This window comes from Pandoraea pneumonica (assembly GCF_902459645.1).
Taxonomy (GTDB): Bacteria; Pseudomonadota; Gammaproteobacteria; order Burkholderiales; family Burkholderiaceae; genus Pandoraea; species Pandoraea pneumonica.
The window spans coordinates 1,917,020-1,929,751 of record NZ_CABPSK010000001.1 but is presented as its reverse complement, the minus strand read 5'-3'; the positions used below and the strand labels follow the sequence as shown (position 1 = coordinate 1,929,751).

Sequence of the window (12,732 nt, the reverse complement as noted above, 5' to 3'; positions counted from 1 at the left end):
AGCCAACGCGCTGTTCTGGAGACCGGGCAGCGTTCGACCTTCATCAGGCCAGCCAGGTTTGACACTCTGGGGAGTGGAACTCGGAACTAGCTGATGTAGCCCTTCGCTTTGACCGCGCAGGCACGGTTCCCAGACGTGCTTACGCTACTTGCTTAACGCGCCATGCATGTCACCTTTGGTCTGAATCTTGATGCCCGCCAGGGGCCCTCACCGCAGAACTCCTTCAATGCCCCGGTTGTGGGGCGGCTCGGCTTTCTGTCGTTACTTGAAACGTACCTTGGCTTGGCCAAACCCGAGGTCGCTGCAGCGCAGCGGGTTGCGGTCTACATGGGGCATCTTCAGGACCACGACAATGGCGCCCGTTTCTACAGTGCATCCATGAAAGTCGACAGCGTTGGCACTGCGGCGAAGCTCCTGTCCTGGCGAGATGAGTGGCTTCTCGGGGGCTGGCAGGGAACTGCACTGGCGTCGCATCCTGTCCGGCTTAAAGAACTGGCCATGGTTGAGTCGACAGCGTCGGCTATGCCACCGGGTGAAGCCACTCGGTTGCTATTGGTGGAGCAGGTGCTCAAGACTACAGGCCCCGGCCCGATTACCTCAGTCTCCCTCGTTGACCCCCTGGAAGATTTTTCCCCCTTGTGGCGCAGGGTGCTGGCCTGCTTGCCCGGTGTGAACGTCAGCCCTTCGGCCCCGCAGGGAGAAGGGGCACTGCGCATCCTGCAAGAAAAGGCGGTTCTCGTCATGTCGGGGCAGGAACCGCCGAACAAGATATCTCCCATTACTGATGGCAGTGTGCAGCTCGTTCGCACACTCTCCTTTTCGACAGCTGAGCACTGGCTCGGTGCTTACGCCGCCGCGCACCCCATGGACCGGCTGGTCCTCGCGGAAAACCACGGTGACTCGCTCGATACCACGTTGGTCGCCACAGGTGGAGTGAACTGCGGCTTTGAGAACCCCAGCCAACTTCGCCCTGCCTTGCAGGCGCTGGGCCTAGCCTTGGAGATGTGCTGGGAACCTCTCGACGTTAGCCGCCTGGTCGACTTCTTGACTCACCCGGTGGGACCGTTCAGCCGGAGAGCGCGAGCCGCGCTCGCGAAAGCCGTTGCTGAGCAGCCTGGGATTGGCGGAGCAGCTTGGATAGAGGCCAAGAAAAAAATTGCCGCCGGCAAAGATGGCGAAGTACTGGTGCTCGATATTGAGTTCTGGCTTGAAGGCGAACGCTGGCCACGCCAGGAGGGGGCGCCCTTGGGCCCCTTGCTCGCGCGGGTCGACAGGCTCAAGGAAGCGATGCGACGCAGGTTGTCCGGCGACCCCGAGATAGCGGCCACGTTCGCACCTGCGCATCGGCAATGCGCAGCTGTTTTCGACAGTCTCTCTGAACTTTCCCGACAGGGCATCACCACGCTGATGCCCCGGCAAATTGAACAGCTTGTGGCCCATGCGACGCCAACAGGCGCATCCAATCCTGGTGCCGTTTCACAGGTCGGGTGCATGCGCTCTGCAAACAGCGCAGCAGCTTGCATTGAGCCGGTTGATGAGGTTATCTGGTGGATGCCTTCCACGCCAATGCTGGTACAGCAACTCCCTTGGTCAAGCGCGGAAGTCCAAGCATTGAAGGAGTTAGGGGTAGAACTGCGGGATCCAGTGAGTCAGTTGGCGTCCTTGTCCATGCAATGGCTACGCCCTTTGTTGGCAGCCCGCAAACGCTTTGTGCTGGTTGCACCCCCTCCTGGCCGGGAAGTCCACCCTGTACGACAACTTCTCCAACAACTCATCCCGGACTTTGAAGCGCAGGCCATGGACCTCGAGGCAGCATGTGGCAGCCAGCTTCTAGGATCACTGACCGAACAGGTGGTGCCGCTCCCGTTTCCTGACGTGCAACGCCATATCCAGCTCCCCGGGCCGCTGAAGCTGTCCACCAATCAACAGTCGTACACGGCACTCAACGAGTTGTTCAATGCGCCTGCGCTCTTTGCTCTCAAGCGGATTGCCCGGTTGAACCCGACGTCCATTCTTGCGGTAGAAGAAGACAACCGCCTTCTAGGCATCCTTGCCCACCGCGTCTTCGAAATGCTCTTTGCGCATGCAGATGCTCTGACCTGGTCGAACCAAAAAGCCAAGGACTGGTACCGAGCTCAGGCCGATGAACTGCTCCGCACAGAGGGAGCGGTCCTACTGATGCAGGGCGCTGGCATCAGCCTGCAGCGCTTCCAGATGACCTGCGAAGGCGCAATATGCTCGCTCTTGGACCATTTACGCGCAGCCAAAGCTGTACGCGTTCAGACCGAGGCCGAGTTTGATGGTGCGCTTGGTCCAATACCGTTGACAGGCAAGATTGACCTCCTGGTCGAACTGCCCGACAACAAAGCTGTCGCCCTTGATATGAAATGGCGCGGGGACAACTACTACTCTCGGATGCTCCGCGAGGGCGGCCATCTTCAACTGGCACTGTACTCCAGCCTGGTCGAGCAAAAGACTGGAATTGCGCCTGTGGCACTGGGATTCTTCATCCTGGAAAGCGGCGCGTTGTTGATTTCGCACCCCGGAATCTTCCCGCAGGCGCAACTCACATCGCCACCCGACAACGTTACGGTGCGCACTTTGCTCGAACGGGCAAAGGCGACTTGGACCTGGAGAACTGACCAGTTCGCAGCAGGGGAAATTGAAGTCGTCCCGCAAGAGCCAACTGACGACTACAACGGTCCCGATGGCACTTTGCCGGTTAAGGGACCCAGCCGGTGGGACCGAGACTATCTCGTATTGCTGGGAGGGTGGGAGTAATGAACAACATCGAATTTGTGAGCGCGGGCGCCGGTAGCGGCAAGACCTACAAACTGACCGAAACCCTCGCCCAAGCACTCGAGTCTGGGTTCGCCCGGCCTCATGCCATTCTCGCAACGACATTTACGGTGAAGGCCGCCACGGAATTGCGCGAACGCGCTCGGTCATGGTTGCTGGAGAAAGGCCGTGTCGACCTTGCCACAGCCATCGGACAAGCCAGGCTGGGAACGGTCAACGGTGTCTGCGGCCATATGCTCAAGCGGTTCTGCTTTGAGCTGGGACTATCCCCCGATCAGACCGTTCTGAGCGAAGGGCAGACGAAACGGTTGCTCGAAACGTCGCTTGCCGAGACTCTCGACGCCGTGGGCCAGTCCGAATTGGTTCGGCTCACCCGCAGATTTGGAATCGAGCAGGAAGACTGGGCCAAAACCGTCAAGGACGTCGTCAAGGCGGCCCTGGACAACGATATAGCGCCAGCAGCGCTGCGGACGATGGGGCCTCACAACGCAGATCAGATGCTTGCGAACTGGCCAGCCCCAACCGCAGGTACAGACCCGACAACGGTTCTAGTCGCGGCCGTGGCAACGGCGCGACAGGAGGTCTCTTCCTATGTCGAGGCGCAAGTTGCTGCTGGCGCAAAAGTGGCCAAGAACCTTCAGGACGGTTTGGCCTACTTGCAACAACTCGAGCGTGCGTTCCGCGAGGACCGATGGTCTTGGCCTGATTGGATTGGTGCTGCAGGCATCGACGCAGGCGCCAAGGTCAAGGACCTTCTCGAACCCGTGAAAACTGCGGCTCAGGTGCACGAATCCCATCCAGCCTTCCACTCCGAAGTGAGGCGGTATCTGGAGTTGATATTCAATCTCGCAGCCGATGCCCTGGACGCCTACGCGGAGGCCAAGAAGGCCATGGGAGCCGTGGACTTCAGTGACCAGGAAGTGCTGTTATTGCGCGCGATCCGAGAAAACACGAGCGTCCGTGAAGCTCTGGCTGACGAACTGGACCTCGTGATGGTTGATGAGTTCCAGGACACGAGCCCTCTCCAGCTTGCGCTGTTCGTGGAGTTCGCTAATCTGGCCAAGCGTTCAATTTGGGTTGGCGATCCCAAGCAAGCCATTTATGGCTTTCGCGGGACCGATGCCAGCCTCATTGCTGGAGTCATCGGAGCCATTCCGGGCTGGGGCGGCACTATCGGACAGCCCCTGACGACATCGCGACGGTCCACCCCAGCTTTGGTCTCGCTCACGAATGCAGTGTTTGGAGGCGCCTTCCAGGCGGACCTGACACCTCAGGACGTTCAACTACAACCCGCTCGCAAGGACCTGCCCGGCCAGCGTTCGCTGTTGAACTGGAACTTTGAGAGCAGCAAAAACGGCACGGACTACCTGGCATTGGGCCAGGCTGTTGCGGAGCTACTTGCCTCCGGGGCGCAGGTGGAAGACAGGGTGACCAAGACCCTTAGGGCAATCCGACCCAGTGACATTGGGGTCCTTTGCCGGAGAAACGACCAAGTGGACCTGGCCGTCACATCGCTCACCCGATGGGGTATTCCTTCCGAAAGTCCACGCGCCGGCCTGCTGGGAACAGCAGAAGCCATCTTTGTCCTGGCTTGTCTTCGTCGCATGAACGACGTCAGCGATACGGTTGCATCCGCAGTGGTGCTCACGTTGGCAGACGGCACCCCGATAGACATTTGGCTCGCGGACCGCCTCGATTATCTTGGGCAGGCCGACGCCAAAGCTCATGAGTGGAAGACGCATGGTGAATCAGCACACCCCCTCCTTGCACGTCTCGAAGGACTGCGGCCAGCCTTCACGTCCCTGACACCGCTGGAAGCTCTGCGTCTGGCAACTGCGGAATCGCACGTTGCTCAGCTTGTCGCCCAATGGTCCGGCTCTCCGCATGAGGCCCGCAACCGATTGGCCAACGTAGAGGCCCTAGTCGAACTGGGAAAAGCCTACGAAGACGAATGCGTTGCGGCCAAGCGGCCTGCGACGGTCAGTGGGATGCTGAGATGGCTCGATGCGGCGGCGGAAGCTGAGGATGATAGCCGGGCGGCGACAGCGGACAACGCCGTCACAGTTCTTACCTACCACGGTTCCAAAGGTTTGGAATGGCCAGTGGTTGTACTCACCTCGCTTGGGGACACCGCTAGAAGCGCCATTTGGAGCGTGCGCGCACGAACGGAAGGTGCCTTTGATCCGCAACTGCCGCTTGGTAATCGCTTCATTCATTGCTGGCTGAAGACCTGGGGCAAACGCTCTCCGCCCCAAGCTGCGGCAAACGCGGAGGCAAGCGCTACCGGGGAGGCAATGCAGAAAGATGCAGTGGCGGAGAGCAAGCGCTTGCTCTACGTCGGGTTGACTCGAGCCAGAGATGTGAACGTCTTGGTGTCGTTCTCCAGAAAATCTGGACCGGTACGCAGCTGGGTGGATGAGGTACCGGGGGCAAGTCCGCTGCTATTTGGCCCAACTGAGGAGCTGGTACTTCCTGATGGCCAGCGGTGCTCAAGAGCCTCCAAGGACTGGAGCAAAGACGAATGCGCAATGGAGCCGCCAGCGCGGGCACCGCAGGACCGTCATTGGTTCACCCGTCGCCCTCACGCATCGGCTGTGCCCTTGTGGTACGGGCCTAGTAGCGCTGTTGGCGGCCAGTTCGACATTGCTGAGACCGCGGATGTCGGCATTCGCATTGCGCTGACGGGAAAGCCCGACATGGCGGACCTGGGGACGGCAGTGCATCACTGCATTGCTCGGGCTGGTGCACGGGGAGCGGTGGAGCAGGGCGATGTCAGCAGCATTCTCAGCAATTGGGGCGTAGGCAATACTGTCGACAACGCCGCAGTCGTCGCGCAGCTCACCGCCTTCCGTGCGTGGTGCCACGAGCGCTGGCCTGGGTGTCCGACCTTTGTCGAGGTCCCGATTGAGGCGAATCGTCCCGACGGAACGCGCGTCAGGGGCCGTATCGACCTACTGGTGCAATCCTCTAAAGGATGGATTCTTGTCGACCACAAATCCAACCCAGGTGGCTCCGATCGGAATGAGCAGTTGGCCCTTGAGCACGGTCCGCAACTCGCTGCGTACGCTGAGGCTCTGGTTGCTGCAACGGGAATATCGGTCGCCGAGCAGTGGCTCTATTTTCCGGTTGCTGCGCGTGCGTTGCGTCTCGCGCGGGAGTGCACATGAAGGCGTTGCGGGGCGCTGCTGCCTTTCGTACTCTACGTGAGCAGCCACTCTGGCGTTTGCTCGCGGCCACCAAAGGGCCTGTTGTGATCGCCTTGCTGCAGTCTCTGTTCATGGACGCTGAAAAGGAGCTCCCAAGCTCAGTGCTCCATGAAAGGCTGACCCGGGACCTTGAGGCGTTGCGCGCAGTAGGAGAAGAGCTTCCGCAAACACCACAGGCATATGTCGCGGAATGGCTCAACCAAGGATGGTTGACCCGTCGATTCCCTGTGGGAGTGTCTGAAGAGGAGTACGAGCTGTCGGCTGACGCACTGACAGCACTGCGCTTTGTCACTGGGCTTTTGAAGCCACGTACCACGGCAACCGAGAGTCGCTTGTCCGTCGTTATTCACCAGCTATCGCGACTGGCTGAGGAAACAAACACCAATCCTCAAGCGCGTTTGGCTGCGCTGCGCGCTGAGCGCGACCGTATTGACTTGGCGATTCAGGAGATCGAGCGTGGCGGAGTAAAAGCGCTTGCTGCAGACCGCGCTGTGGAGCGTGCGCGCGAAGTCATAGCTTTGGCGCAAGAGCTCGCAGCCGACTTCCGAAGCGTTCGTGATGAATTCGAGAGGTTGAACCGAGGTCTTCGTCAGAGCTTGATGGAGAATGAAGGTAGCCGCGGCGACGTGTTGGAGCAACTCTTCGCGGGCGTCGACCTCATTGGCGAGAGTGACGCGGGTCGAACCTTCCATGCGTTCTGGCGTTTGCTGACCGACAGCGAGCAGGCTGCAACGCTACGAGAGTCGCTTGATGAGGTGACCGGCCGCCCCTTTGCACGACAACTGGAGTCGCAGGAGCGCAAATTCTTGCTGGGACTGACGGGAGCCTTGTTGAATGAAGGACGGGGTGTGCACGATGTGCTGCAGCATTTCGCACGTAGCCTCAAGAGCTTTGTGCAGAGCCGAGAATTCCTCGAGCACCGGCGGCTGCATGGCCTCATTAAAGCGGCCACGCAGGCCGCGCTGGGTGCCAAGAACGAGGTTCGGCCAAACGAGCAAGTGGGCTTCGAACTCATGCAGTCTAGCAGTCGAATCAGGTCGGTGTCCCAGTGGGCACTGTATGACCCAGCTGAGCGCGTCACCGACTCGTCGATGCAGGCGGCGGAGCCTTCCGAACTGGACCTCGAAATTGTGAGCGAGCTGGTTCGGCAATCGGAAATCGACTTCCGTACGCTCAAGGCCCACGTTCGGTCCATCCTGGCGCGGCAATCTCAGGTTTCCATTGCGCAAATTCTCGCTGAGTACCCTGCGGAGCAGGGCTTGGGAAGCGTTGTCGGCTATGTTGCGCTTGGCTCCAAGCACGGGGAAGTGACCGGCGGTACAGAAATTGTGCTCTGGAAAGGGGACGACGAGGTGCAGCGCCGTGCCAAAGTTCCCGCCATCTATTTCATGAGGGAGCGCTATCTTGAACTCGTTGACTGACACGATGGATGAGTCTCTTGCTGACGATATGGCGGCGGATTCCCCTGTTGCCGAAGTTGAAACCTTCCAAGGAGATACAGGGACGCTACCCATCGATACCCGACGGGTCCTAGTTCAACTCCTTCTGGGGCCTTCGGTGGATGCCCGGCGTCAGTCAAAGCTATGGCCGGTTCTGCTGCGCGACGAGGCAGCCATCCGCTCGCGTATGCATGACCTTTTTCTTGAAGTCGTCATCGACCATGAGCAGAAGGTCGCCTTCACACGACAAGTCGTCTCCGATGACTTGGATGTCCCAATTTTGCTGCGTAAGGCTTCGCTCACATTCCTGGAAACGGCACTGCTGCTATTCCTGCGACAGCGGTTGACGCAGGCCGATGCACAGGGCGAACGTGCGGTCGTGTCGCGCGAAGAAATGCAAGAACATCTGGATGTGTTCGAGAAAGAGAACAACCCGGACCACGCCAAGTTCGGACGGCAGGTCATCAATGCTGTGGACAAGGCGAAGAAGCTGAGTCTGCTGCAGTCAATTCGCGGTTCAGGGGAGCGCTACGAGGTCTCGCCAACACTCAAACTCCTTTTCTCCGCTGAGGAAATTCAAGATCTCACGCGCACGTATGCCAGTTTGGCTGCCGCCTCTGGAGGGGGCGGTGCCAATGGGGAACCAGGTAGCGATGACGATGCATTACTGGCGGATGATGAGGAGGACGCCCAGTGAACCTGTTCAGTCAAGCCGAACTGCTGGGCGGCAGCCCCGACCAATTCCGTCTCGCGCGGATTCAGACATTCAACTGGGGGACGTTCTCGAACGTATTCGACTTCCCCATCCCGAAAGAAGGCTATCTCTTCGTCGGCCCCTCGGGTTCTGGCAAGTCGACGGTCTTGGATGCACATGCCGCACTTCTGACGCCTCCGAAATGGGTGGACTTCAACGTTGCTGCGCGTGAGGCGGAACGCAATGGCAGGGACCGTAGCGTCATGACCTACCTTCGCGGAGCTTGGGCGCAGCAGACAGGCGAGGCGGGCGAATACGTGTCGCAGTATCTGCGCAGCGGCACGACCTGGTCTGCCATCGCGGAGACCTATTGTGATGAGTTGGGGCGGGTGGTGGTGCTCGCTCAAGTTCTATGGGTGAAGGGGAACTCGACTGCGCCCGGCGATGCCAAGCGGGTGTACCTGACGCTTGAACGGGAGTTTGATGTTCAGGAGCTGGAGTTTTTTGCGAAGAACGAATTTGATGCGCGCCGCTTCAAGCACGACTTACCTGATGCAAAGGTGCACACGGAGTTCAGTGCTTATCAGGAGCGTTTCCGCCGGCTGCTGGGCATCGAGAACGAGCGCGCATTGCGCTTGCTGCACAAGACGCAGTCTGCCAAGAACCTGGGTGACCTCAATGCTTTCCTGCGGGACTTCATGTTGGATGAGCCCGAAACCTTTGGCATTGCCGCAAGCCTGGTCAACGAGTTCGGGGAGCTGAACGAAGCGCACCAAGAGGTAGTGGCGGCGCGCAGGCAGATTCAGACGCTAGCCCCAGCGCGCGACGAACACGCGGAGCTGGACAGGGTAAAGCTCGAGAGTAATGGCTTGCAGGCGATACAGACCGCAATTGACCAATATCGAGAATACCGTCGAAAGCTTCTCCACGATGAGCGTATCGCCGAGCTGGACGTGGACAGGGAGGTTTCGAGGCAGGAGTCGTTGCGCCTTGCGGGCGTTGTCGAGAATGAGTTCGAGAAGCTGACTGACCTTCAGAGGCAGAAACTCAATATGGGCGCCGATGTCCTTGTTCGACTTGAAGAGGACATCAAGGCAGCCGATGCTGAAAAACCTATCCGTATCGGTAAACGCGACATCGCTGCAGCGGCATGCCGAGCCATGGGGTGGGCCGTTCCTGATTCTGTGGTGTGGTTTGTCCAGCGAGTCGAAGCCGCCAAGCAGCGGGTGTTGAAGGCCCGCGAGTTGAAGAACGAGGTGGAAGAACGGAAAGACGGTGTAAAGGAAGAGCTGCGCAAGGCAAATGAGGGGTTTCTGAAGGTCGTCGCTGAGGTCAATGCGCTTGAGCGTCAGAAATCGAACTTGCCGGCACGGTTGGTCGACCTGCGGGAGCGCATGGCTCGGGACCTCTCGATTCCTGAGGAGAAGCTGCCGTTCGTTGGCGAACTGGTTGAGGTGCGTTCCGAGGAAGCGGCGTGGCGTGGCGCCATTGAGCGTGTCCTCGGTGGCTTCGCTCGCTCCATCCTTGTGGACGAGAAACACTACTCGGCAGTGTCGGCATACCTGAACGAGCGAAACATCGGTGAGAGGTTGGTGTACTTCCGGACCATCCCCCAGACCTCGGGACGCTCCCCCGGGCCCAATTCCTTGGTGCGCAAGCTCAACCTGGGATCAGGTAGTTTCGGGGACTGGGTTCGGGAGGAGCTCAAGCACTCCTTCGACTTCGAGTGCGCTGACACCCTGCAGGCGTTCCGCAATGCTTCGCGAGCGGTCACCCGCGAGGGGCAAGTCAAGCACAGCACCATGCGGCATGAGAAAAATGACCGCCACTCAGTCAACGACCGCAATCAGTGGGTCCTGGGGTTCGATAACAAAGAAAAACTGGCGCTGTTCAAGCAGCAGGCAGCGGAACTCGGTGGTCGCATCAGCGAGCTGGAAGAGACTGTTCGCAAGATTGGAAAAGAAGAGGATGCCCAACAGGAACAGATGCTGCACTGCCAAAACCTGTCGAACCTGACTTGGAACGATGTGGATGTCGGGTCGCTGCTGACGAGAATTGACGACCTGACCATCCGGTTGAAAGCTGAGCGAGACGCTCGCCCGGACCTTGCGGCGTTGAACGACAGCATTGCTAAGCAAGAGCAAGCGCATTCCCATGCTGTTGATAAAAAGAACGATGAAGAAGGGAAGGGTCGCTCGATAGCAGTTGAAATTAATCGATTGAATGGGACGCTGGCTGAGCTCGCCCGTCTGTGGCCGACCTCGGACCGTCCGCCTGCATTTGCCGAGCAGATTTCTGCTAGGTATAAAGCCACGGAGAAGGTCGTTACCTTAGAAAGCCTTGACCATGTGACCACACTGGTTGAGCGCGGCCTGAACTCGGAGTTGCGGGCACTGGAAAGTAGGTTGTCGGACCTTCGAAATTCCATCGTGCAGCGTTTTGCGGATTTCAACCGTTTGTGGCCTGCGCTTGCTGGTGGTCTTGATGCTACGCTCGAAAGCGCCGACGACTATCTGGCGAAGCTCCAGCGTCTGGAGGACGACAATCTGCCTGCGTTCGAGGACCGATTCTTCAGCCTTCTACGGGAGCAGAGTGACCAAAATCTCACGCTGCTCTCTACTAAGCTGGATGAGGAGCGCTCGGCCATTCGGGCGCGCATGGAGCTCGTTAATGAAAGCCTACGGACGGCGCCGTTCAATCCGGGAACGCACCTCGTCATCGACACGACCGATAAGGCCATTGAGGATGTGCGCCTGTTCCGCGTGAGCCTCAAGGAATCGCTCAGCCACTCGTTCTCCAACGACCGCGAGTTGGCCGAGGAGCGCTTTAAGGCGTTGGCTGCCCTTGTGAAACGTCTTGCGAGCCAAGAAACCGTAGACAAGAACTGGCGAAATTTCGTGCTCGACGTGCGGCAGCACGTGGAGTTTGTCGCCCGGGAGCTAGACGAGGACGACCTGGAGGTCGAGGTCTACCGCAGTGGTGCGGGTAAGTCTGGTGGCCAACGCCAGAAACTAGCTGCGACCTGTTTGGCGGCAGCGCTTCGGTACCAGCTTGGCGGCCAGGACAGGGCACTCCCCAGCTACTCTACCGTTGTGTTAGATGAGGCTTTTGACAAGGCTGATGCGGAGTTCACGGCCATGGCCATGAACATCTTCAAGACATTCGGATTCCAGATGATTGTGGCGACGCCGTTGAAGTCCGTGATGACGCTGGAGCCGTTCATCGGTGGTGCATGTTTTGTGCACATCAAGGACCGCAAGAAGTCTGCGGTCATCCCCATCGAATACGACAGTGAGTATCATCGACTGAAACTGAACCAGGACGTGCGCAATGTCGAAGAAGCTACTGTCTCCTGAGGCCCTGCGCGATTTCTTGGTTCGTCGCTTCAACAACCAGCATCAGAACTGGCTGTCCGGCGAAGGAACGTGGCCGCTGGTTGTGGCGCTGGGAGTTCCGACCGACAAGGACATCGCGGAGGATGCTTCGGCGGTCAGGGCTTGGGCGGACGCTTGGCAGTCACGGACTGGCCCTGGAGATGTTCTGTTCGAAGAGCGGCAGTTTTCGAGGTTCGGCAGGCATCGGCTACCCAGCAGACTGAGCTTTGAAAGCGCTGAAGTAGTGGCCGCTGCGGTTGGTCAGTCCAGGCGCTGGGAGATTGCCAGCGAGCGATACCAGCGGATGTCGAGCCGGTGGCCGGTACTTGTTCAGGGCAATGCATTGGCCTCTCGGTTCAACGTGCTCGCGGACTATTCTGCTGAGGACTTTGACCGCTTGGTGACCCTGCTCGAGTGGTTGAACGCTAATCCGGCGTCGAACTTGTATCTACGACAACTTCCAGTGGAAGGTCTAGATACAAAGTGGTTGGAGAAGCGGACCGGCTTAGTTGCCGGTCTTCTTCGGGTGATATGGGGTACAGGGGATGAGGGTGGCGACTTCCATACGTTGGTTGGTCTCAAGAAGCCCGCTCATCGAGTACGCATCCGATTGCTCTGTCCTACGTTGCGCAGCCTAGTCGGCGGCTTGGGTGACATTGAAGCACCGGTAGGGGAGCTCGGGAGATTGCCAATTTCTCCTGTGACTGTGGTGATTGTCGAAAACCTCGAAACAGGGCTAGCGCTTCCTGATCTCGAGAACACCGTGCTCGTTATGGGACTCGGGAATGCGGTGAGCGCTCTAGGGGCACTGCCGTGGTTGCGGAGAGCTGAGGTGCTGTACTGGGGCGATATTGACACCCACGGATTTGCAATCCTGGACCGCGCGCGCAGGACTGTTCCGCAGATCCAGTCGGTGCTTATGGACGAAGCAACGCTTCTTGCGCATCAGTTGCTCTGGGTGCAGGAGCCCGTGCCGTGTTCCAACGTTTTTTTTGAAGGACTAACTGCGGAGGAGACGTCGGTCTACGACAATCTGAAGGTCGGTACGTGGGGCGTGCGCATTCGCCTAGAGCAGGAGCGGCTGGACTGGACAACTTCGTTGCAGACGTTGATGGATGTCCTCAATAGCGACCCTATCCCAGAAAACAGTACCGATGAAAAATAGAAAATCCGGCATGATTTTGAGAGTTTGAAACGGAAGACATGCCATGAAGGAAGAC

The 12,732-nt window shown here is 58.9% G+C and carries 6 protein-coding genes; all 6 read left to right on the top strand.

Annotated features, from left to right (window positions below):
• Window positions 1–162: 162 nt before the first annotated feature.
• Genes PPN31114_RS08455 through PPN31114_RS08430 form a run of 6 tightly spaced genes read left to right on the top strand, consistent with a single transcriptional unit; the run spans window position 163 to window position 12,677 of the window.
• Window positions 163–2,781, top strand: coding sequence for a PD-(D/E)XK nuclease family protein (locus PPN31114_RS08455; protein ID WP_150678940.1), 2,619 nt, complete (start codon window positions 163–165; stop codon window positions 2,779–2,781).
• On the top strand, window positions 2,781–5,966 hold the full coding sequence (locus PPN31114_RS08450) for a UvrD-helicase domain-containing protein (RefSeq protein WP_150678939.1): 3,186 nt from the start codon (window positions 2,781–2,783) through the stop codon (window positions 5,964–5,966). Before PPN31114_RS08455 ends, PPN31114_RS08450 begins: the two co-directional genes overlap by 1 nt.
• Window positions 5,963–7,426: a DUF3375 domain-containing protein gene (locus PPN31114_RS08445; protein ID WP_150678938.1), complete on the top strand. Its 1,464-nt coding sequence runs from the start codon at window positions 5,963–5,965 to the stop codon at window positions 7,424–7,426. Before PPN31114_RS08450 ends, PPN31114_RS08445 begins: the two co-directional genes overlap by 4 nt.
• Window positions 7,410–8,141 (top strand): DUF4194 domain-containing protein, encoded by a 732-nt coding sequence (locus PPN31114_RS08440; RefSeq protein WP_246182435.1) that lies wholly within the window; start codon window positions 7,410–7,412, stop codon window positions 8,139–8,141. Before PPN31114_RS08445 ends, PPN31114_RS08440 begins: the two co-directional genes overlap by 17 nt.
• Window positions 8,138–11,494: an ATP-binding protein gene (locus tag PPN31114_RS08435; RefSeq protein ID WP_174987798.1), complete on the top strand. Its 3,357-nt coding sequence runs from the start codon at window positions 8,138–8,140 to the stop codon at window positions 11,492–11,494. Before PPN31114_RS08440 ends, PPN31114_RS08435 begins: the two co-directional genes overlap by 4 nt.
• On the top strand, window positions 11,469–12,677 hold the full coding sequence (locus PPN31114_RS08430; RefSeq protein WP_150678937.1) for a Wadjet anti-phage system protein JetD domain-containing protein: 1,209 nt from the start codon (window positions 11,469–11,471) through the stop codon (window positions 12,675–12,677). The genes PPN31114_RS08435 and PPN31114_RS08430 overlap by 26 nt, the downstream gene beginning before the upstream one ends.
• Window positions 12,678–12,732 lie beyond the last annotated feature (55 nt).